The sequence below is a fragment of the Nocardia rosealba genome (assembly GCF_020216065.1).
Lineage (GTDB): Bacteria > Actinomycetota > Actinomycetes > Mycobacteriales > Mycobacteriaceae > Nocardia > Nocardia rosealba.
The window spans coordinates 68,700-88,706 of sequence record NZ_JAIWNA010000008.1 but is presented as its reverse complement, the minus strand read 5'-3'; the positions used below and the strand labels follow the sequence as shown (position 1 = coordinate 88,706).

Annotated in this window: 22 protein-coding genes; 6 read left to right on the top strand and 16 right to left on the bottom strand. The window is 66.9% G+C overall.

The window, feature by feature from the left end:
* The first annotated feature begins 230 nt into the window (after positions 1-230).
* A complete protein-coding gene (locus LDL21_RS24935; RefSeq protein WP_225281993.1) occupies positions 231-1,727 on the top strand; it encodes a DUF7159 family protein in 1,497 nt (498 codons plus the stop codon).
* Positions 1,728-1,738: 11 nt separating this feature from the next.
* Here the strand turns inward: LDL21_RS24935 and tsaD are convergent, their stop codons facing one another.
* The 8 genes from tsaD to LDL21_RS24900 all read right to left on the bottom strand — a co-directional run bounded on the left by tsaD (position 1,739) and on the right by LDL21_RS24900 (position 8,465).
* Positions 1,739-2,782 (bottom strand): tRNA (adenosine(37)-N6)-threonylcarbamoyltransferase complex transferase subunit TsaD, encoded by a 1,044-nt coding sequence (tsaD, locus tag LDL21_RS24930; RefSeq protein WP_225281992.1) that lies wholly within the window; start codon positions 2,780-2,782, stop codon positions 1,739-1,741.
* A gap of 52 nt (positions 2,783-2,834) precedes the next feature.
* Complete coding sequence (gene rimI / locus LDL21_RS24925; protein WP_067490895.1) at positions 2,835-3,350, bottom strand: ribosomal protein S18-alanine N-acetyltransferase; 516 nt, start codon at positions 3,348-3,350, stop codon at positions 2,835-2,837.
* Positions 3,347-4,036: a tRNA (adenosine(37)-N6)-threonylcarbamoyltransferase complex dimerization subunit type 1 TsaB gene (gene tsaB, locus LDL21_RS24920; protein WP_225281991.1), complete on the bottom strand. Its 690-nt coding sequence runs from the start codon at positions 4,034-4,036 to the stop codon at positions 3,347-3,349. The genes rimI and tsaB overlap by 4 nt, the downstream gene beginning before the upstream one ends.
* A gap of 66 nt (positions 4,037-4,102) precedes the next feature.
* On the bottom strand, positions 4,103-4,558 hold the full coding sequence (gene tsaE / locus LDL21_RS24915; RefSeq protein WP_225281990.1) for a tRNA (adenosine(37)-N6)-threonylcarbamoyltransferase complex ATPase subunit type 1 TsaE: 456 nt from the start codon (positions 4,556-4,558) through the stop codon (positions 4,103-4,105).
* Positions 4,551-5,621: an alpha/beta fold hydrolase gene (locus LDL21_RS24910; RefSeq protein WP_225281989.1), complete on the bottom strand. Its 1,071-nt coding sequence runs from the start codon at positions 5,619-5,621 to the stop codon at positions 4,551-4,553. The genes tsaE and LDL21_RS24910 overlap by 8 nt, the downstream gene beginning before the upstream one ends.
* Positions 5,618-6,739 carry an alanine racemase gene (gene alr / locus LDL21_RS24905; RefSeq protein WP_225281988.1) on the bottom strand — a complete coding sequence of 374 codons (1,122 nt, stop codon included), beginning with the start codon at positions 6,737-6,739 and terminating at the stop codon, positions 5,618-5,620. The genes LDL21_RS24910 and alr overlap by 4 nt, the downstream gene beginning before the upstream one ends.
* Positions 6,740-6,885: 146 nt before the next feature.
* Positions 6,886-7,017: a hypothetical protein gene (locus tag LDL21_RS29885; RefSeq protein ID WP_255675496.1), complete on the bottom strand. Its 132-nt coding sequence runs from the start codon at positions 7,015-7,017 to the stop codon at positions 6,886-6,888.
* The gene (locus LDL21_RS24900; protein WP_225281987.1) at positions 7,014-8,465 is read right to left on the bottom strand and encodes an NAD(P)H-hydrate dehydratase; all 1,452 of its coding nucleotides are present in this window, start codon (positions 8,463-8,465) and stop codon (positions 7,014-7,016) included. The genes LDL21_RS29885 and LDL21_RS24900 overlap by 4 nt, the downstream gene beginning before the upstream one ends.
* A 72-nt stretch (positions 8,466-8,537) precedes the next feature.
* Here LDL21_RS24900 and LDL21_RS24895 point away from each other — a divergent pair, with 72 nt between their 5' ends.
* Positions 8,538-8,957 carry a cupredoxin domain-containing protein gene (locus LDL21_RS24895; RefSeq protein ID WP_225281986.1) on the top strand — a complete coding sequence of 140 codons (420 nt, stop codon included), beginning with the start codon at positions 8,538-8,540 and terminating at the stop codon, positions 8,955-8,957.
* A 3-nt stretch (positions 8,958-8,960) separates the two neighbouring features.
* Here LDL21_RS24895 and glmS read toward each other — a convergent pair whose 3' ends face one another.
* Entirely contained in the window at positions 8,961-10,838 is a 1,878-nt protein-coding gene (glmS, locus tag LDL21_RS24890; protein ID WP_225281985.1) for a glutamine--fructose-6-phosphate transaminase (isomerizing), read from the bottom strand.
* Between the two features lie 36 nt (positions 10,839-10,874).
* On the opposite strand from glmS, the gene LDL21_RS24885 reads away from it, so the two are divergent.
* Positions 10,875-11,729: an alpha/beta hydrolase gene (locus tag LDL21_RS24885; RefSeq protein ID WP_225281984.1), complete on the top strand. Its 855-nt coding sequence runs from the start codon at positions 10,875-10,877 to the stop codon at positions 11,727-11,729.
* A 1,075-nt stretch (positions 11,730-12,804) separates the two neighbouring features.
* Here the strand turns inward: LDL21_RS24885 and LDL21_RS24880 are convergent.
* The 5 genes from LDL21_RS24880 to LDL21_RS24860 all read right to left on the bottom strand — a co-directional run bounded on the left by LDL21_RS24880 (position 12,805) and on the right by LDL21_RS24860 (position 16,077).
* The gene (locus LDL21_RS24880; protein ID WP_225281983.1) at positions 12,805-13,035 is read right to left on the bottom strand and encodes a hypothetical protein; all 231 of its coding nucleotides are present in this window, start codon (positions 13,033-13,035) and stop codon (positions 12,805-12,807) included.
* A 79-nt stretch (positions 13,036-13,114) separates the two neighbouring features.
* Complete coding sequence (locus tag LDL21_RS24875; RefSeq protein ID WP_225281982.1) at positions 13,115-14,146, bottom strand: HEAT repeat domain-containing protein; 1,032 nt, start codon at positions 14,144-14,146, stop codon at positions 13,115-13,117.
* Positions 14,127-15,434: a putative toxin gene (locus LDL21_RS24870; RefSeq protein WP_225281981.1), complete on the bottom strand. Its 1,308-nt coding sequence runs from the start codon at positions 15,432-15,434 to the stop codon at positions 14,127-14,129. Before LDL21_RS24870 ends, LDL21_RS24875 begins: the two co-directional genes overlap by 20 nt.
* Positions 15,435-15,436: 2 nt before the next feature.
* A complete protein-coding gene (locus LDL21_RS24865; protein ID WP_225281980.1) occupies positions 15,437-15,739 on the bottom strand; it encodes a WXG100 family type VII secretion target in 303 nt (100 codons plus the stop codon).
* Positions 15,739-16,077, bottom strand: a complete 339-nt coding sequence (locus tag LDL21_RS24860) for a WXG100 family type VII secretion target (protein ID WP_225281979.1) — start codon at positions 16,075-16,077, stop codon at positions 15,739-15,741. The genes LDL21_RS24865 and LDL21_RS24860 overlap by 1 nt, the downstream gene beginning before the upstream one ends.
* A 128-nt stretch (positions 16,078-16,205) precedes the next feature.
* On the opposite strand from LDL21_RS24860, the gene LDL21_RS24855 reads away from it, so the two are divergent.
* The 3 genes from LDL21_RS24855 (at position 16,206) to LDL21_RS24845 (ending at position 18,004) form a co-directional block, all read left to right on the top strand.
* Complete coding sequence (locus LDL21_RS24855) at positions 16,206-16,604, top strand: hypothetical protein (RefSeq protein ID WP_225281978.1); 399 nt, start codon at positions 16,206-16,208, stop codon at positions 16,602-16,604.
* A 9-nt stretch (positions 16,605-16,613) separates the two neighbouring features.
* Positions 16,614-16,883 (top strand): hypothetical protein, encoded by a 270-nt coding sequence (locus LDL21_RS24850; protein WP_225281977.1) that lies wholly within the window; start codon positions 16,614-16,616, stop codon positions 16,881-16,883.
* Positions 16,884-17,104: 221 nt separating this feature from the next.
* On the top strand, positions 17,105-18,004 hold the full coding sequence (locus LDL21_RS24845; RefSeq protein WP_225281976.1) for a hypothetical protein: 900 nt from the start codon (positions 17,105-17,107) through the stop codon (positions 18,002-18,004).
* 387 nt (positions 18,005-18,391) lie between these two features.
* Here the strand turns inward: LDL21_RS24845 and LDL21_RS24840 are convergent, their stop codons facing one another.
* Positions 18,392-19,501 carry a serine/threonine-protein kinase gene (locus LDL21_RS24840; RefSeq protein ID WP_308017167.1) on the bottom strand — a complete coding sequence of 370 codons (1,110 nt, stop codon included), beginning with the start codon at positions 19,499-19,501 and terminating at the stop codon, positions 18,392-18,394.
* A gap of 66 nt (positions 19,502-19,567) precedes the next feature.
* A complete protein-coding gene (locus LDL21_RS24835; protein WP_225281975.1) occupies positions 19,568-20,002 on the bottom strand; it encodes a hypothetical protein in 435 nt (144 codons plus the stop codon).
* Positions 20,003-20,007 lie beyond the last annotated feature (5 nt).

Below are 20,007 nucleotides of genomic sequence, written 5' to 3'. Positions count from 1 at the left end.
CACAAGCACAGCTACACAGTGCCGACTAGCACTCTATACGCGAGAGTGCCAGCGCTCAAGGTCGGGTTCTGCCAATGTCGCATTATCGACACGCCCGCGCGTAATGGTGATCTTCACATCGACCGACTGAATCTGTAACGTTCGCATAACAGGCTGTGACAGAGTATGCATATCGTTCCATTCGAGATGGTCGGCCTCCATTGGAACCATCCGCTCGAAGGGAGGTGAACATGCGAACATCCCTCGGCATTTCCGCCGGGAACGAGGTGGTGTGCTCGGCTCTGGTCGCCACCGCTCCATCCGGCGAACAGAACTTCGACTACCGCGTCGTCTCCGCCGACGCCGCCCACTCCGACCTCGGCGACCTCGTGTCGTCGTCGATCGAACTGATGACCAACCAGTTACCCGTGTCCCAGCAGCACATGGAGCTGGATGGCGAACCGCTCGGACGCTACTCCACCGGCGCGCACCGCCGTGCCGTCGCCACGCGCTCGCGCCCACCGACCAGTGTGGCCGTCGCCTACCGCAACCGCGAGCAGGCCCAGGCCATCCGGGCCGCGTGTTCGCACCACCGCGATCTGCGCCTGGTCCCCGAAGGCACCGCCGCGCTCGCCTATCTGCGCAATACCGGTCTGCTCGACCGGTATTCGACCGTGGCCGTGATCGACCTCGGCGCCACCGGCCTCACCGTCACCGTGGCCGACCAGTCCGACGGTACGGTCCTGCACACCGAACGTACTCCCACCCTCAGCGGCAACGCCATCGACGAGCTGATCTACCACCACCTCGTCGACCTGCACTACGCCCGGCGTGGGACCAGGCCCAACCGCCAGACCCTCACCAATCGCGGCCGCGCGGCGAAAGAACACCTCACCGTCGCGCCCGCCGTCACCATCGACCATGTGGCCGGGCAGCCACTGAAACTCACGCGGTCCGATTTCGAAGAGCTCATCGGCGGGCTGCTGCGCAATATCGCGGTGTTCTCGGGTTCGGTGTTCACCAGGGCGCCGAAGTACCCGGAGGCGGTCGCGGTGATCGGCGGCTGCGCGAACATTCCCAGCGTCGTCGACACTCTCGACGCGCGCCTGGACGTCCCGGTGGTCACGGTGCCGGATCCCGAGGCCGTGATCGCCAAGGGCGCGGCTCTGCTCGCCGACGCGGCGGCACCCTCGGCTCTACAGGTGGCCACACTCGGTGACGCGCCGAGCGGCACCTTCGCCAAGGTGATCGGCACGCTGGCCGGTGCGGTGGTCGTGGTCGGGCTGGTGATCGGTTACGGCGTACGGACCATCTCGCCGGACGCCCCCGACGTGACGCCCGCCGGCACCAGCAGCACCGTGCGCCAGCCGCCGTTACCCGTGGTGCCGCCGGCACCGACACCCACCTATCGAGAGAGCACCGACCGCACCGGGGTCACCGTGGCCCCGCCGGTCGTCGAGTCGCCCGCTCCCACCCAGGAGCCGACCACCACGACTCCGCCGACGTCCACACCGTCGACCACCCCCGCGCCGTCCCCGTCGCCCACGACGACGGCACCGACCCTGCGCCCCGACCCGAACCTCCCGCAGATCCCCTACCCGGAATCGCCGGGCGGCATCAACAGCGGATCCGGTCGCGGCCAGCAGCGCCCGTCGACCCCGAACACCTCCCCCACCCAGGCACCGGCCAGCGGCAGCCTCGTGGTTCCGCCGACAACAGGCGTCACCCCGCTCGTCCCGGTGGACTAGAACCAGCAGATCTAGCGCAGCGCGCTCACCGACACCGGGAGCCCCGGATCGGTCGCCACCGTCAGCTCGGCGGGTTGGGCGCCCGCGGCGATCACATGCGCGCCGAGGGCCGCGATCATCACCCCGTTGTCCGTGCACAGTCGCGGCTTGGGCACCCGCAGGGTCAATCCGGCTGCGGCGCAGCGCTCCTCGGCCAGCGAGCGGATCCGCGAGTTCGCCGTGGCACCGCCACCGAGCACGATCGTGTCGACGCCGACATCGGTCGCCGCGCGCACCGCCTTCATCGTCAACACATCGGCCACGGCCTCCTGGAACGACGCGGCGATATCCGGGATCGGCAGCTGTTCGGGCGTGATGCCCTGGCGCTGCGCGGCTTCCACGTATCGGGCGACGGCGGTTTTGAGGCCGGAGAAGGAGAAGTCGTAGCGGGCATCGCGCGGGGCGGTCATGCCGCGCGGGAAGGCGATGGCGCGCGGGTCACCGTCTTGTGCCATGGCGTCGAGCGCCGGACCACCGGGGTAGCCGAGGCCGAGCAGCCGGGCGACCTTGTCGAAGGCCTCGCCCGCGGCGTCGTCGACAGTGCTGCCCATTTCGGTGATGGGCGAGCCGAGATCGCTCACCTGCAGCAGATGCGTGTGCCCACCCGACACGAGCAGCGCCACCGCGGGCGGCAGCGGGCCGTGTTCGAGGGTGTCGACCGCGACGTGCCCGCCGAGGTGGTTGAGCGCGTAGAACGGCACGTCCCAGGCCGCCGCATAAGCCTTGGCGGCGGCGACACCGACCAGCAACGCACCGGCGAGACCGGGCCCGATGGTGACGGCGAGCGCGTCCGGCTTGCTGATCCCGGCGGCTGCCAGCGCGCGGCGCATGGCCGGCACGATCGCCTCGAGGTGTGCGCGCGAGGCGATCTCGGGCACCACCCCGCCGAAGCGGGCGTGCTGGTCGACACTCGAGGCCACCTCGTCGGCGAGCAGTTCGACCGACCCGTCGCGGTGACGGCGCACGATGCCGACTCCCGTTTCGTCGCACGAACTCTCGATCCCCATGACGATCACGCCGCGACCCCGCTCACAGTCGATCCGATCCGGTAGGCGAATGCGGCGCCGTTCACGACAGCACCTCGTCCTGGCGACCGCGCGCGGCCCACTCGTCGGCCGCGGCGGTGAGTTCCGGACGCCGCATCGTGTACGCGTCCGCCCCACTCGGGTGGTAGTAGTTCTTGCGCAACCCGATGATGTGGAAACCGTGCTTGGCGTAGAGCGCGATCGCGGGCGCGTTGTCGGTGCGGACCTCGAGGAACACCGGGCCACCGCGTTCGGCCGCCGTCGCCAGCAGGGCCTCGAGCAGCAGGGTCCCGATGCCACCGCGATGACACTCCGGGTCGACCCCGATGGTGTGCACCTCGGCCTCGGGATGGGCGTTGTCGCCGAGCAGCGCGATGCCCGCGTAGCCGACCATGGTGTCGTTCTCGTCGCGGGCGGTGATGTAGCGGTTGTGCGCCCCGGCCAGTTCGGATCGGAACGACACCGCCTGCCAGGGATCGTCCTCCGGGAACAGCAGGTGTTCGAGTTCGACGCAGCGGTCGATGTCGTGCACGGTCATCGGGGCGATGCGGTAGGTCACGAGGCGCCCGCCAGGGTGCGGAAACTGTTCTCCACGGCGTCGGGCCGACGCAGGTACAGGGGCACGAGCGCCTCGGGCACCGCACCGGCCAGCAGGTCGGGTGCGGCGACGGCGACCAGGCCCGCGGGCGACGGCGTCTCGTTCGGCAGGACCGGCAGATCGAAGTCGTCGACGTGGGCGGCCGACCCGGCGATGGCGACGGCGTCGCCCATCGGTACGTCGGCGGGTTTGCACACCTCAGGCCCCGCCACGCGCGCACCGTCGAGGTAGCGCGCCCAGTACACCTCACGCCTGCGCGCGTCGGTGACCACCAGCAGTTCACCGGCTTCGCGTTGTTCGCCCGCGCTGTCGGCGGCGATGGCGTCGAGGCTGCACACACCGTGCACGGGCAGGCCGAGTGCGTCACCGAAGGCGGCCGCGGTGGCCATGCCCACGCGCAGGCCGGTGAACGGGCCGGGCCCGATCCCGACGACGACGGCGTCGAGGTCGGCGCGGGCCACCCCGGCTTCGGCGAGGCATTCGAGGATCTGCGGGGTGAGGACCTCGGCGTGGGCGCGTGCGTCGACCTTCACCCGGGTGGCGAGGGTGGCCACGGCGGGTCGGGAGTCCGCGTCGTCGGCCGGTGACAGATGCACCAATCCCGCTGTAACGGCAGGTGTCGCGGTGTCGACTGCTAGTACGAGCATGATTGTCTCAACAATACCGGGTGGTATCCGCGACCGGCGCGCACTGGTGGATCGGGTCCGCGCGCGTCAGCCGATCCATTCCCAGATCGCCGTGCGCACATCGGATTCCGGTTCCCGCACCAATTGCACGCGCAGATGCCGGTCGGCGAGGTGTTCGACCACGCCCTTGCCCCACTCCACGACGACCACCGCGTGGTTCAGGTCGGTGTCGAGGTCGAGGGAATCGAGCTCGTCGAGGTCGCCGGCGAGCCGGTAGGCGTCGACGTGAACCATCGGCACCCCGGGCGAGCCGTCGGGCCGCTGCCCGGCGCGGTGGGCGCGGGCGATGATGAATGTCGGCGAGCTCACCCGTCCCTGCACACCGAGACCTGCGGCGATGCCTCTGGTCAATGCGGTCTTGCCTGCGCCGAGCGGGCCGTCGAGCACCACCAGATCGCCGGGGCGCAGTGCCTGCGCGAGTTCGCGGCCGAGTGCCTCGGTGTCGTCGACGGACGGCAGGACGCGGGTGCGTGGGTCAGCCACCGACGGCCTCCCCGCCGAAGCTCTCGGCGCCCGCGCGGGCGAGCAGCCGGTCGAGCGCGTCGAGGGCCACCTGCGGGAACTGCAGGTGCGGCATGTGTGCTCCCTCACCGATCCTCACCAGCTCGCAGTTGGGCAGTGCCTCGGCGAGCAGGCGCGAGTTCTCGAACGGGATCACCATGTCGTGCGCGCCGCCGAGGACGAGCACGGGCAGCTTGTTCAGTATCGGCAGCGCGGCCGATTCATCGTGCAGCTCGATCGTTTTCAGGAACTTCTCGACCGTGGCGACGGGTGTGCGGTCGATCATCATGGTGGTGAATCGCGACAGCGTGGGACTCACCGGCCCGTGGAACGAGCTGACGTGCAGGATCGGCGTCACCACGTGCTTGCTCGCCGAGCGCCCGAACTGCACCAGCGCGGGCGCCGACCGTACGGCCAGCCCGAAAACGCCGAGCGCCGGATGCCGCAGCAGCTGCAGCACGCCGGTCGAAGTGACCTCGGCAGCGGCGGTGTTGAGCAGGGCGACCCCGACCACCCTGGCGGCGAACAGTTCGGGGAACTGCGCGGCCGCCGCGAGCACCGCCATCCCGCCGAGCGAATGACCGACGAGCACCACCGGCCCCTTCGGCGCGCAGGTGCGGATCACGGTCGCCACGTCGCGGCCGAGCTGGGCGATGGTGCAGCTGTCGGTGCTCGGCGTGCCGGAGCGGCCGTGGCCGCGCTGGTCGAAGAACACCATCCGGATCCGCGGACCCCACTGCTGGGCCAGGTCGCGGCGCTGGAAATGGAACGAGTCCATGCTGTTGCAGAAGCCGTGGACGAAGACGAGCGTCACCTCGGCGATGTCGTCGCCGTAGGTGCGGGTGGCCAGCGACACACCGTCGTCGGCGCGGACCTCACCTGGCTCGTCCTCATCGATCAGGGCGAAGTTCTCATCGCGATACTCGTCACGTTCGGCGGGCCAGCGCACCCGCGCGCCGATGCGGCGCAGCGTGTGGGCGAGCGCGAGGGCACCGAGCACGCCGGCGGTGGCGAACCCGCCGCGCACCACCTGACGGCGCCTCATCGACCGGTCCCCACGTAGCGGCGGACCGCGCGACCGCGCGGCGAGCACACGATCTCGTAGTCGATGGTGTCGAGCAGCCGCGCCCAGTCCAGGGCGTGCGGGTGTCCCGCGCCGCCACCGAACAGCACTGCCCGGTCGCCCGCGCGCACATTGCCGACGTTGTCGCCCAGGTCGACCATGAACTGGTCCATGCACACCCTTCCGACATTACGGTGCAGCGCGCCGCCGAGCCACACTTCGAAACGCCCACTGAGCGAACGGAACACACCGTCGGCGTATCCGGCGGGTACCAGGGCGACGGTGGTGTCGCGCGGCGCGATCCACCGGTGCCCGTAGGACACGCCCTCCCCGGCAGCCACCCTTTTGACCAGGGTGACCTCGGCCTGCAGGGTCATCGCGGGCCGCAATCCGAAGTCGCCCAGCTCCGGGATCGGGGAGAGCCCGTAGACCGCGATACCCGGCCGGACCAGGTCGAAGCGCAGATCGGGGCGGGTGAGGGTGGCGGCCGAGTTCGACAGGTGAACCAGCTCGGGCTCGAGGCCGTGCTCCTTGGCCAGCGCGATGGCCTCGAGGAACCGTTCCCGCTGCCGGTCGATGCCGGGGTTGCCCGGTTCGTCGGCGTGCGCGAGGTGGGAGAAGATGGCGCGAAACCGCAGCACACCGTTGTCGACCAGGCTGCGCAAGGCCGCGAGGACCTGGGGATATTCGGTCACCGCGACACCGTTGCGGTTCAGTCCGGTATCGACCTTGAGCGAGACCGTCCCGGCGCGGCCGACCCGGCGCGCGGCCTGCTCGACCACCCGCAACTGCTCGAGCGAGGACACCCCGATCTCGACATCGGCCACGATCGCGGCGCCGTAGTCGGCGTCGATGGTGTTGAGCCAGCACAGGATCGGCGCGTCGATCCCCGCGGCCCGCAATTCCAGCGCCTCGGCGACCGTGGTGACGCCGAGTTCCCGCGCGCCCGCCCCCAGCGCGGCACGCGCGACCTCGACGGCACCGTGGTTGTATCCGTCGGCCTTGACCACGACCATCACCCCGGCGTCGCCGGCGAATCCACGCAGCACACGCACGTTGTGAGCAATGGCGTCGAGGTCGATAACCGTCTCCACTTGCACTGTTCCGCCTGCCTTTCCGCCTCTCCGGGACTTTTGGCCAGACTCGGGCTCGGAGCATCATGGGACGCGGCAAGCTTGTGAAGCGTGGCCGGGGCAGCCCGTACCCGGTGAGTTACCCATGTCCGCGCTTCCGCCTGCCGTCGACTCTAGGCCAGCAGTTCTGCCTTCCCGCGACGCAGGGCGGTTCCGCCCCACAGTGGCGTCAGCGCGGCTTGCACGAAGCCGACGGTCGCTACCACCGGCGGGTCTTCGATCGCCTCGCCGAGGGCGACACTCAAGTTGCCTGAGTGTCGCGGGTCGGGGCGAGTTCCCGGAGTAGTCGCACCGCCGGCCGGACATGGTTGAGCAAAGGGGTCGCCGAGATGGGTGCGCCTGCGGTTTGTGAGTCGTGGGCGGCCAGGTTGGCGGCGAGGGCGTGGACCCGGGCTGCGGCGGCCGCGGCCCAGGTCGGAGGTTTGCCCGCGGCGAGCAGGGCGCCGATGATGCCCGCGAGTATGTCGCCGGAGCCGGCGGTGGCGGCCCACGATGCGCCCGCGTCGCTGACCAGGGTGGTCTCGCCGGGGGTGGCGATGATGGTGGCGCGGCCCTTCAGCAGTACCGTCACGCCCCATTGCTCGGCGAGGGCGCGGACCGCTGCCACCCGGTCAGGATCGGGGCTGGTGCCTGCGAGGCGGGCGAATTCCCCGGCGTGCGGGGTGAGGACGGTCGGGGCCTGCCTGCCGCGCACCAGGTCGGGTTCGCGGGAGAGGATGGTGAGGCCGTCGGCGTCGATGATCACCGGGAGATCCGTGGCGAGCACCCGGGCGAGATCGTCCCGCTTGTCCGTTCCGGCACCGGGCCCGAAAACCCACGCCTGTACCCGGCCCGTCTCCTGAATACTCGGCGCGGCAACGACTTCCGGGAGTTGGCGCACCACCTCGGTGTCTCTCCCGGCGTACCGCACCATTCCCGAGGTGGCCGCCACAGCGGCACCCGTGCACAGCACCCCGGCGCCCGGATACTCCGCGCTGCCCGCGCAGACGCCGGTCACGCCCTGGGTGTACTTGTCGTCGAACGGTCCCGGCACCGGCCATCCGGCGCCGACTTCGGCCGGATCGAGTTGCGCCAGCGTGGCATTGGCCGGCCGTAAGCCGATGGGCACCAGGATGATTCGTCCGCAGCGTGCGGGTTCCAGCGCGTGTACCGGTTTGTACGCCCCGAACGTCACTGTCACATCAGCCCGCACGGCAGGTCCGTCGACAGCCCCGGTGTTCGGGTCGACACCGCTCGGCAGATCGGCAGCGATGATCGGACCGTCAACGGCGGCAACCATTTCCGCTGCAGCGGGCCGCAAAGGCCCCTTGCCGGAAATTCCGACGATCGCATCGACCACCATGTCGACTTCGCCCAGTCGATCGACCACCCGCCCACCGGCGCGCCGAAAAGCACTGAGCCCCTGCGCATGCGCGCGCTCGGGATTCAGCAGCACCGCCTGCACCGCCACCCCTCGCCGCCGCAGCATCGCACCGGCCCACAACCCGTCACCCCCGTTGTCACCCGACCCGACCAGCACGCCCACCGAACGCCCGACCACTCCCCCTGTGCCCGAACGCAATTCATCGACGACCACCCGCGCCAACCCGAACGCCGCGCGCCGCATCGGCACACCGTCGGGTACCCGGGTGAACAGTTCCGCCTCGGCCGCCCGCACCTGATCGACGGTGAAATAGTCACGCCGAGCAACCATCGTTCGCCTCCCGCCTGCGCCCGCGCGGGCCACGACCGTCCCGCGATCGTTCGCAGACTACGCTGCACAACCATGTCGATGGTTCGTCACCGCGCCGCACGGGTTGCCGCCGGATTCACCGTGGTCGCCGCCCTGCTCGCCGCCGGTTGTTCCGGCGACGCGGACAACGCCGCCACCACCACAACCCGCAAACCCCGCCCGGTCAGCACCACGACCACGCCGAGCGTCCAGGTGGACGCCGCCCTCACGGTCGAGGTCAGCGACATGAAGTACAGCCCGGCCCAGGCGACGATCAAGGTCGGTCAAACCGTCACCTGGAAGTTCTCCGACAAGGCACCCCACAACGTGCAGGGCATCGGCGACAAGGCGATGGGCATCAACAGCCCCATCATCGACAAGGGCGAATGGTCCTACACCTTCACCCAGCCCGGCACCTACCGCTACCTGTGCTCCCTGCACCCCGACATGCGCGGCCAGATCACCGTCGAATAGACCCTATTCGACGGTGACGGACTTCGCCAGGTTGCGCGGCTTGTCGACGTCGTAGCCGCGTGCTTGGGCCACCTCGGCGGCGAAGATCTGCAACGGAACCGTCGACAGCAACGGCTGGAACAGGGTCGGGGCGACCGGGATCTCGATGAGGTCGTCGGCGAACGGGCGGACCGTGTCGTCGCCTTCCTCCGCGATCACGATCGTGCGCGCCCCGCGGGCCTGGATCTCGCGAATGTTGCTGAGCAGCTTGGAATGCAGCACCGCGCGCCCCTTCGGCGACGGCATCACCACGATCACCGGCAGACCGTCTTCGATCAGCGCGATCGGGCCGTGCTTGAGCTCACCCGCCGCGAAACCCTCGGCATGCATGTAGGCCAGTTCCTTGAGCTTGAGCGCACCCTCGAGCGCCACCGGGTAACCCACGTGGCGGCCCAGGAACAGCACCGTCGGCACATGCGCCAGCTCGCGGGCGATGGCACGCACCTGCGGCGCGGTGTCGAGCACCCGCGCGATCAGCTTCGGCATCGACTCGAGCTCGGCGAACTCGCGGGCCACCTCGTCGGGATACTTGGTGCCGCGCGCCTGCGCCAGCGCCAGGCCGACCAGATAGTTGGCGGCCACCTGCGCCAGGAACGCCTTGGTCGAGGCCACGCCGATCTCGGGCCCGGTGCGGGTGTAGATCACCGCGTCGGACTCGCGCGGGATCTGCGCGCCGTTGGTGTTGCATATCGCGAGCACGCGCGCCTTCTGCTCCTTGGCGTGGCGCACCGCTTCCAGCGTGTCGGCGGTCTCCCCCGACTGCGAGATCGCGACCACAAGCGTCGACCGGTCCAGCACCGGGTCGCGGTAACGGAATTCGCTGGCCAGCTCCACTTCCACCGGCACCCGCGTCCAGTGCTCGATGGCGTATTTGGCCAGCAGACCCGCGTGGTAGGAACTGCCGCACGCCACCACGAACACCTTGTCGAATTCGCGCAGTTCCTGGTCGGCGAGGCGCTGTTCGTCGAGCACGATCCGCCCGCCGTTCTCGTCGACGACGAAATGCCCGATCAGGGTGTCGGCGACAGCGGTCGGCTGCTCCTCGATCTCCTTGAGCATGAAGTAGTCGTGGCCGCCCTTCTCGGCGGCGGCCAGGTCCCAGTCGATGGTGAACGGCCTGCTCGTCACGTCGGAATTGCCGTCGAAGTCGGTGACGGTGTAGCTGTCGGCGGTGATCACGACGGCCTGGTTCTGACCGAGCTCCACGGCTTCGCGGGTGTGCTCGATGAACGCGGTGACGTCGGAGGCGATGAACATCTCGCCCTGCCCGACCCCGACGACCAGCGGCGTCGACTGCCGGGCCGCGACGATCGTGCCCGGATGATCCGCATGGGTGAACACCAGCGTGAACGCGCCGTCGAGGCGGCGAAGCACGGCGAGCACGCTCGCGGTGAAGTCACCGGCGGTCGGCCCCTCGGCGTACGCGCGCGCCACCAGATGCACCGCGACCTCGGTGTCGGTGTCGCTGAGCAGCTCGATCCCGGCGTCCTCCAGCTCGCGACGCAGCGGTACGAAGTTCTCGATGATGCCGTTGTGGACCACGGCGAGCTTGCCGGAGGGATCGCGGTGCGGGTGGGCGTTGCGGTCGGTCGGCGCGCCGTGCGTGGCCCAGCGGGTGTGCCCCATTCCGCTGGTCCCGGCGAATTTCTCCGCGCCCGCCTCGTCGAGTTCGGCTTCCAGATTCGCCAGCCGCCCCGCCTTGCGTTCGACCGCGAGACCCCCGTTGCCGTCGAGAATCGCCACCCCGGCGGAGTCGTAGCCCCGGTACTCCATGCGACGCAGCGCGTCGACGACAACGCCGAGCGCATCCCGGTATCCGACGTAGCCAACGATTCCGCACATGGTCCCCCACCCTACTGATCGGCTAGTCTTCACGCCGTGTCGGACTCCGTGAAATCGCTCCTGAGCACCCTGTCCATGCGCGGTCCTCACCGGGTGCTGCGTGGCAATCTCGGCATCGCCGGCCAACCCGGCGTCGTCTATACCCCGGAGTCGGGGCTGAACCTGCCCGCCGTCGCGTTCGCGCACAGCTGGCTGACCAGCGCCGAGAACTACAAGGGCCTGCTCGAGCACATCGCGTCGTGGGGTTTCGTGGTCGCCGCCCCCGACACCGAACGCGGACCGATCCCGTCACACCTCGACCTCGCCACCGACCTGCTCACCACCCTCGACATCGTGAGCAAGGTCCGCCTCGGCGACGGCACCATCAGCGTCCATCCCGACCGCCTCGCCCTGGCCGGTCACGGCATGGGCGCGGGCGCCGCCGTGATCGCCGCCGCCCAACGCCCCGTCGCCACCGTCGCCGCCCTCTTCCCCGCGCCCACCTCCCCCACCGCGGAGCACATCGCCCCCGACCTCGACGTCCCCGCCCTCATCCTCACCGGCGACGACGTCGACTCCCTCAACTCCAACGCCCGTCCCCTGGCCACCGCCTGGTCGGGCCCCTGTCTCCTGCGCCGCCTCGACGGCGCCACCCCCAACGGCATCATCGAAGGCCGCCGCCTCTTCGCCGCCCTCGGCGCAGGCCGCTACGAATACAAAACCGACAAGGCCACCCGAGCCCTCCTCACCGGCTACCTCCTCACCACCCTCCTGGGCGAGAAGAAATACAAACCCTTCGCCGACCCCGAAGCCACCATCCCCCACACCACGGTCATCGACCCTCACGCCGAGGTCGAGGTGGAAACCCCGAAACTGTCCGTCGGCACGATCGCCAAGCTCATCAAGGGCTGAAAGCCGTTCAGCGGAACCGCACTTCACACACATCGAGTCCGGGAGTGCGCTCGTAATGGCGCACGTTCGCGGTAGGTATCTGTCCCCGAAACTCATCGCGGTCGCGGCTGTCAGCACGTCGTGGACGCCGATCTCCTTCCCCCGATGGATCCGCCTCGCGCACCGCCTCCAGATCGTTCGCCGAACCCGGGATCAGGCCTCCCTGCCGAAGTGAGCAGTCGCAGCGCTCTGTCATCGACCTACCATGCCGCCCGTCTCCGGATACTCATCGGCCCCGATGCCCACGGATACCGCTTCAACGCACGACGCCTTCTCCGGTGTGGCCCTACCTTTCCGCATCGCCTCTTTCGTTGCGAACAGTTGCGACCGCGACGGAGTGGGCACACAATGCGCTGTCGATAATTAATCCAGCACACTCCCGGAAGGCGTTTGACGCCACAAACTGTCATCGCCGAACCGGACAGAGGCGGTCGCATCATCCTTGCGAGCTAGCAACGTCCAGCCATTCTCAAATTTCACACGGAGCGTCCCGGAATTGAATCCAACCGAGGAAATAATACGAGCGGTGGTCAATTCCATGACATTGGCGCACCACGTGGTTGATATAACCACTTGGCCGCGAAGCGGTAGTATCCAGCGATCCTCGAGCTCAGTCAATACGGAATCCTTCGATATCGGCATGCATACCCTAATGATCCTTCGGGCAGGAAGTCTGTGGATATTTCCGATGCTATCTGCTCATGTCGCGGATACCTTCGACGAAGTCTCAGACACCAGTAGTTCTGAACCCGATCTCCGGCCCGTCAGGGAAGGCTGGGTGCGAGGATAGTCGCAGCTTCCAGTGCGCGTGCGCATTGGTCTGCCGGATTATGTGCTGCAGGGGCGTCCTCGATGCGAATGAACACCGAGCCGGTCCCGAGCCCGAGCACGACCTCACACTCACGTTCGGCTGTTCGATCCTGGATTCCGACACGCTGGCCCACCGTCGTCTCGGTAGCCGTGGGTTTGGTTCGTTTGACGGCGTCGAGTGGATAGACCGTGGATCGGATGCCGAGGTGCGACACCCACACTGCCTTCAGTCGTGCCAGGTGCAGTACTTCCAGTCGTCTCGCGATGTCGCGGTCGAGGTCTTGGTCTCCGGATCGACATGCATCCGCCGCAGCAACTCGGCCGATACCGCCGTGCACGGGTCCCACAGCACGGCGGTGGACATCGCCGGTTTTCCGGGGTGGTCACCACTGAACCCGCAGGCACCGAGCGCGACGGGGGATATCACGAGCAGCGCGAGCACTGTTGTCGATCGCATCTGTTCTCCTGTCCCACAACGTCCGAACGCCGGTGCGACAGGAATGAATCGGTGCACGCGGCGTGACGTTGGTGCGGACCTATTCGGGCAGTCTCGCTATTGCTTTCTTGGCTTCGTCGCGGGTATACGCGTCGGAATCTACTAGGTAGGGCTGAATGAGTGCCCGCACACCGGGCGCCTTCATCTGGCCAAGCGCTTCGATCGCGAAATTTCGGGTGTGGGGATGTTCAAGGTGAGCCAACGCGATCTCCTTCGCAGCCGGTGTCGGATGGCGGCCGATGAAACGCATGAGCGCCGCGATAACGACATCACCAGGCGGTTGTTCGGAGATCACGGTGGCGACCAGGTCGAAATCGCTCGATTCCGCGGTCGTGGCCAGCCCCGACCCGGCCCAGTATCGGACATCCTCGGCAAGCGGAGGGCGTCGACGTAGTTGGTCGACAAGTAGGTCTATGGCGGCGCGGTTGCCGTGTGCGGCCGGGTCGTTGAGGTTGCGGATGAGGTCCGCGCGAATGCACGCCTTGTGATGTTCGGCTGTGTTGAACCGTCCCCATTCCTCAGGCCCGGGGATCTTGTCGTCCAGGTGGGCGAGCCAGTCGAGGAAGACTGGGATAGCGGGCGGGATGGTAGGGAGCTTCGCGAGGTCGCTGAGCCCGTAGGCGCGTACTCCGACGGCGGCGAGGTCGCGGACAAGTCGCAGGTCGTAGCCGTTGCGTCCGTCATGGAACCACGCCGGTAGGTTGGTGAGCCAGTCCTCACCATGGGGCATGCCAGGGTAGGTGATGACCGGTGGGGACGCAGCGGTGGATGGTGTCGCGCGCCGCTCACCGCGGTCAGCCGCCGTCGGGGTGGTCTTGGCGATAGCGAGTTGGTGGATATGGAAGGCGGCGAGCCGCTTTCGATACTGACGAAGGTTGGCCAGTTGCTGTTGTCCGCGACGCTGCCAGTCCGCCAGGTCCGCTGCCGAGCCCTCGACGGTTGACAACGCCGAACCTGGTTCCAGACCGGCTTCGGCAATGCCTGTAGCCAGGGTGTCGATGAACCGGTCGAGCTCGGCGATGAGGTGGGCGAGATCGTTTTCGCTCGGTGCGTCAGAGGTCGGCGTTGTCATCGAGCTCCTTCCGGATCAACGTGATCTTGCCTTCATCGACGAGCTTCTGAACATCGGGCGTGAGCTGAGTGCGGTGATCGGTGACCAGGATCGGCGAGTAGCCCTTGCTGTTGGCGTAGTCGACCATATCGGTGATCTGCGCGGTGTCGCGACTGTCGAGCTTGTTCTTGTTCTTGACCTCGGTGACCTGACCGAGCTGGGTGTCTATGTGGTCGGGGGCACGGACTCGTCCGTTGACAACAACTTCTTCTTTCTTTCCTCGTGGTATCCCTGCCCGGTCTTCGCCTTGTTGCCCGGTGGCACCGCTATCTCTGGTATCGCCGTTGTGGATCGGGTCGGTGTTACGCGGTGTCCGCTCGATAATCCCCGTCAACAGTCGCGAGGAGGCTGTCGCTGTGGTGTAGATGCCGGTGTTGGAGTTGATCGCCGTTGCGACGAAGGTGTCGAGTTCGACCATGAGCGTGTCGAAATCGGTCGCGGCTTGGCGGATGAGCGCGTTCTTGGCAGTGGTGTATCCGACGTCGCCGCCTTCTCCTCCGGGAGCGGCTTGTGCAACGTCCAGCGCCGCTAGTGAGGTGACCAGGCTGTTCAGAATCGCTTGGACCTGTTGGCGTTCGGTGTCGGACTTGTCACCGACTTCGGTGCACGCCGCGCGTAATGCTTTGGCGATGGTGCCAGTGTCTCGGTACGCCGTCGCGATGAGCGCGACTTCCTCGAGGATGCCTTCGACTTCGACTTCGGTTTGGTCGTAGAGGTGCCCTTTGACGTCGTTGAACATGCTGATCGCGTCGGTTTCGGCGTGTTCGCCGAAGATCTGGAACTTCTCGCCTGCGGTTTTGATCCGAGCGAAGTCGCAGTCTGGCCACTTCTTGGTGACTTGGTCGGCGATCTTGTCCCAATGCGCTGGCCTGTCTCCGGTCCCGCCGGCCGAAATCTGCTTGGGGTGTAGGGCATCAACGATCGTGGTGACGCTTGGGGCCGATGTTTGGTCGGCTCCTGACTGATTGGGGTCGGTCGCAGATTCGTTGGTGTCGTAATTCGCACCGGACTGATGGACCTGCTTGGCGAGTTCCCCGGCAGCGAGGGCGGTGAGCGAGCCCAGCTCGAATACATCCGAGGCCGACTGGTCGTAACTGGTTGACCAGCGCACTCCCGCCTCATGCACGCCAGCCGAGCGCGCGACATCAAGGCTGACATCAAGGATTCGCAAGAAGGCTTCGAGCTCGCGACTGGATTGGGCAAGCCGAGCGGCCGCGACGTAATACGCGGCAGGATCCACATTGCCCATGGTCAGATCGCAGGTCGTCCGAGGATCTCGGCGTTGACCTGCCGTGCCTGGGTGTAGTTGTGGTGAGCGTTGTCGATCTTGAGCCGGTAGTCGCCTAGCTGCGCGACGAGCCGGGCACCGTTGGTCTGCCAGGTGGTGTGGACTTGGTCGAACGCTTCGGCCGCTGCTCCGCTGAACCCACCCGCGCGGAGCTCGTCGACGGCCGACTTCGCACCGGATAGTTCGTCGGTCACGGCGCGGAGGAAGGCATCGAGCGAGGTCGAGAAGTTCGCCAGATCATCGAGGTTGTAGCTGAACGCCGCCATCACGTGTCCTGCCCATCACCCGGTTGCTGGACACCTGGTAGTGGGGCCTGGGTAATCGCGTCGCTGTTGGCGATATCGGAAGCCGCAATCTGATCGGCTACCGTAGTCAGCTTCGTTGACATGTCGGTGAGTTCGTTGATAAAGGCTCTGAGCTCGCCGAAGTCGCGTTGCCAGATCTGTTTCATCGAGTTCGCGGCGCTGCCGGTCCAGCTGTCGTACAAACTCGTGTTCTTGCTGTCGATGTCGCTAGCGGCCGCTGACAGCGTCGCGTGCAAACCCATCAAGCGTGTGGCCGCGGCCCGAACCTTCTCGGGCGCGACCGATAACTCGTCCCCCACGCGGGCACTTCCTATCCCAGCATCACGCCCGAGCGAGACCGAGCGTATCGTCGTGGTTCACAGTAGTAGAGCAAAGCGACTCGGGGAAGCGGACTTGGATGCGGTGGCGCGACAATGCCTCACAGCAGGTGCAAGACGACGTGGACGACCTTTTCGCCGATTGCGTTGATTTCGCCCAATCAGAGCTGCGGCAACACCGATCGTTCTCGCCGTTCGCATTCGTCATCAACGATGCCGGTCAGCGGGCCGCTCGGACGACAGACAGTGTCAGCACGTCGAAGAACGCGATCCACGATGCGCTGACCTTCGGTCGCGATGCCGGGGAATTGCGCGCGTTCGCGGTCGCGATGGATGTCGACATCCCGGCCAGCGGCGAGGACGCGATCGAGGTGCACATCGAGCACCGCAGCGGGATCGCCATCGAACTACTTGTGCCCTACGCGTCGAGCACCGACGGCATCGCACTCGACCTCACACGGATCAGCGCCGCGCAAGGGCAGCGTCGAATCTGGGGGTTGCGGCTCTAGCCGACTGCCATGAGCCAGAACGCGTCGTTCGTCCCCACGACGGCTTCGCGTGTGCAGAGCCTTTGCTGGCGTGGTCGTTGGTGGAACCAATTGGGCACGGCCGCAACCATCGTCGTCACCCTCGATGAGTTCATGCTCCATCGTCGCGGCAGCCTCGGCCCGGGCAACACCTACCTCCCCGGCACCATCATTATGGCCGCGTCCCCCGTTGCTGCCGCCCTCGCCACCCTGACCCACCGGCTGCGGATCCCGAAAGCCGTTGCGGCACAGCCTCAGTGAAGCCGCCCGGCTGGGGCCGCCATCGAGATCGCTGCGAGGGACTGGATATGACAGCTCGTCATCGGCGCAATACTCGATGCTCGGGATAGCGCGAACACCGTCAGGGCACCTTGGCGTCGGATCGGTGCCGCGAGCTGTCGGCACTGGGTCTCGAACTCGCATGATCGAGCCTGACCTCGGGATCGACGGGTTCGGCCGAATCGATCGCCCAATCGATCGGCATGGGCCTCAGTTCGCTCGGCACTTCGATCACCACCGGAATCGGGCAGCTGAGCTCGTTGTTCAGTGGGAACAGCACTACCGAATTCAGTATCGCCGGAACGACGCTCAGCTTGGCGACCGGCGAAGACGGGCAGCTCGAGCTCACTACGACCGACTCCACCGGCACTGCATACGAATACGGCCTTACTCTCAACGAGAACGGTATCCCGGTCGTCACCGACAACACCTCATCCGGCGCGGTTGGCACCGGCGAGCCTTCCTCGTCTAGCAGCCAGGCTCCCGCCGCACCCGAAGACGCCGGAACACTATCCGGCGCAACACCGAATCCCGCCGGCTCACTGAATGCCCGCGGCCAGGAAGCCGAGAACAACCCCGGCAGCTACAGCGGCGCCCCCGCATGGACCGCCACCGACGAACCCGACAACGAACCCGCTGTTTCGGAACGACGCCCGGGCTTGCCACCCGGACTGGACATGGTCGTCGCGCGTGCCATGGCGAAGAACCCGAGTCATCGGTTCAATTCCTGCACCGAATTCGCGCAGGCGGTTGTCCACGCCATGAGCACCGATCTCTTTGCACCGGCTGGTGGTCCGTCCGCAGCTCCCACGTGGACGCCTGCAATGCTGGCGAACGCCGAGACTGTCGCTACGCAGAGAATGCCACCTACGCCGAGGACCGGCCAAGGCCCGCTCTTGTTCGGGTTGTGGTGCGCGTTCTTCGCGCTCGTTGTCAATACCCCAGGGTTGGAAGCATGGAGTGCTCAGTACCCGACGATTGTCCTCGCCGGAGCATTCCTCGCGATGGTGTTGATTCCCGCTGGGGCTCGCATCCCGACTGGGCCACCTCGCCGATCGTCGCATCGTCTGCGCGGTCGGCGTGGCAATTTGTCTGATAGGTAGTCCGCTCACCATGGCGATGGGCGACCAGACATTGTTGAAGTCGGCGACAAGCAGCGCGGTTATCATCGCCGCTGCGATTGTCATGGTCAGGCCCTGGCCGCCATATTCACTGCGAGGACATCGACCGTCCGGACTGGCGGGTGGCGATGGCACTCGTTGGCGTCCCCTTGGTCCTGACCGGAGCGATCGAGCTGATCTACAGGTCGAGCGAGCAGAGGTGGTGGAATCTATGGTCACAATTCCACCTACTTCACATCGCGATGCTGCCATTCGTATTACTCGCCGTAGTATTGCTGATCACCCGGGTCCCGTCGAATACGGTCCGCGCGAAGGGTGCTCCCCCTTTGATGTGGACCATGCCATCGATTCGTCCCCTCGTCGTTTCGATTACCAGTTGGTGACATCGGTGAAGACGAGGATGCACAAGATCACCAGTAGCGACACGTAGAACAGGATGAGGAGCTGACGTGGTTGCAGCCGGACGGGCCGTCGGGCTGGAACTGTGGGCACCGGCTCTACTTCATCGACCTGCCGTCGAGCGGTCAATGCGGCCCAACCAGGCGCGCCTTTCACGACGGGCGGCCGCACCGGGCCTCGGTCGACGGTTCGGCGGTCGGCAACCGTGGTGACGACACTCGGGACCGCTTGCCGAGGCGCCGCGACGGGACCGGGCTCGGCGAGAAAGGCCTGGCTCACGGCAGACGCGAACTCGCCACAGGAATCGAACCGATCCGCTGGCCTTTTGGCGGTCGCTCGGGCGAGCACAGCATCCAATTGGGACGGTAGCTCCGGTCGCACACCCACGATCGAAGGCGTCGCTGCGGACATGTGCGCCTGGATCACCGCCACCGGATTCGTCGCTTCGAACGGGGATCTTCCGGTGAGCAGCGCGAAAAAGGTGCAGGCGAGCGAGTATTGGTCACACCGCGGGTCCAGCGGCAAGGCTGCGAGCTGTTCCGGTGCGGCGTAGGCCAGGGTCGCCGTGAACGAGCCGGTCTGGGTCAGCGGGTTCTTATCGATATGCAATCGTGCGATCCCGAAATCCGCGAGCACCACGCGCTCGGGCTGTCCCGGTAACGGCGCACCGAGCAGGATGTTCGCCGGCTTGATATCCCGATGCAGCACACCGTGACTGTGCGCGAAGTCCAGCGCCGCAGCGACTTCCGATACGACGCGCATCGCGCGAAACGGCTCGAAGACACCGACTGCCGCCGCATCGGTGCCGTGCACGTACTGCATGGCGATCCAGGGCCGCCTACCCTCGACCCCACGATCGAACACGCCGACGATATTCGGATGGTCGAGCCGTGCGGCGAGGTCTGCCTCACGCGCGAAACGCGCCCTGGCTTCCTCATCGCCGAACATCTGCTCGTCCAACAACTTCAACGCGACCGAGCGCGGCAGCCTCGGATGACGGGCCAGATACACCGTGCCCATCCCACCGCGACCGAGTTGCCGCTCGATCGCGTACCCGGCAATCAATCCGTTCTCAGGCACTGCCCCCACCGCATTCACGGCACTCATATGATCATCGATCTGCTCACGATGCCCTACCGGGAGATCTCAGTCCAGCCAGGTCGACCGGCGGTAGTACTCCGACTCGGGGTCGTAATCGCCGTCCGATGGCGCGACCGTCGACCTGGCCTGCCGTGCCGCGCGGGCCCGGGCGACCGCTGCGCGGATTTCGGCTTGCCGCAATTGTTCCGGGGTCCAGTTGGGGTCAGGTTCGAACGCCTCCGGAGGCCGCGGGGCCGACGGACGTACAGGTTCCGGTGTGCGACTCGGCGGCGGCGCAGATGATTCCGCAGGGACCTCGGGCGGATCCTGCACGACTTGGTCCTGGTCGGCCAGTTCCTGAAGTCTCTCAGTTGTTTCAGCAGCAAACCGCTCGGCACGGAGAGCTGTTTGACGGTGGATCTCGTCGATCTCCTCCGCCACGTTCGCCGAGCGTCGCCTGGCCTCGACCGCGATTCGCTCGATCTCTGCTGCGTAGTCCATGAGCG

Coding starts and splice junctions, on each gene's coding strand:
- LDL21_RS24935 (WP_225281993.1), top strand. CDS start 231: ATGCGAACATCCCTCGGCATTTCCGCCGGGAACGAGGTGGTGTGCTCG.
- tsaB (WP_225281991.1), bottom strand. CDS start 4,036: ATGCTCGTACTAGCAGTCGACACCGCGACACCTGCCGTTACAGCGGGA.
- LDL21_RS24910 (WP_225281989.1), bottom strand. CDS start 5,621: ATGAGGCGCCGTCAGGTGGTGCGCGGCGGGTTCGCCACCGCCGGCGTG.
- LDL21_RS24900 (WP_225281987.1), bottom strand. CDS start 8,465: ATGGTTGCTCGGCGTGACTATTTCACCGTCGATCAGGTGCGGGCGGCC.
- LDL21_RS24895 (WP_225281986.1), top strand. CDS start 8,538: ATGTCGATGGTTCGTCACCGCGCCGCACGGGTTGCCGCCGGATTCACC.
- glmS (WP_225281985.1), bottom strand. CDS start 10,838: ATGTGCGGAATCGTTGGCTACGTCGGATACCGGGATGCGCTCGGCGTT.
- LDL21_RS24880 (WP_225281983.1), bottom strand. CDS start 13,035: ATGCGATCGACAACAGTGCTCGCGCTGCTCGTGATATCCCCCGTCGCG.
- LDL21_RS24875 (WP_225281982.1), bottom strand. CDS start 14,146: ATGACAACGCCGACCTCTGACGCACCGAGCGAAAACGATCTCGCCCAC.
- LDL21_RS24870 (WP_225281981.1), bottom strand. CDS start 15,434: ATGGGCAATGTGGATCCTGCCGCGTATTACGTCGCGGCCGCTCGGCTT.
- LDL21_RS24865 (WP_225281980.1), bottom strand. CDS start 15,739: ATGGCGGCGTTCAGCTACAACCTCGATGATCTGGCGAACTTCTCGACC.
- LDL21_RS24850 (WP_225281977.1), top strand. CDS start 16,614: ATGAGCCAGAACGCGTCGTTCGTCCCCACGACGGCTTCGCGTGTGCAG.
- LDL21_RS24845 (WP_225281976.1), top strand. CDS start 17,105: ATGGGCCTCAGTTCGCTCGGCACTTCGATCACCACCGGAATCGGGCAG.
- LDL21_RS24835 (WP_225281975.1), bottom strand. CDS start 20,002: ATGGACTACGCAGCAGAGATCGAGCGAATCGCGGTCGAGGCCAGGCGA.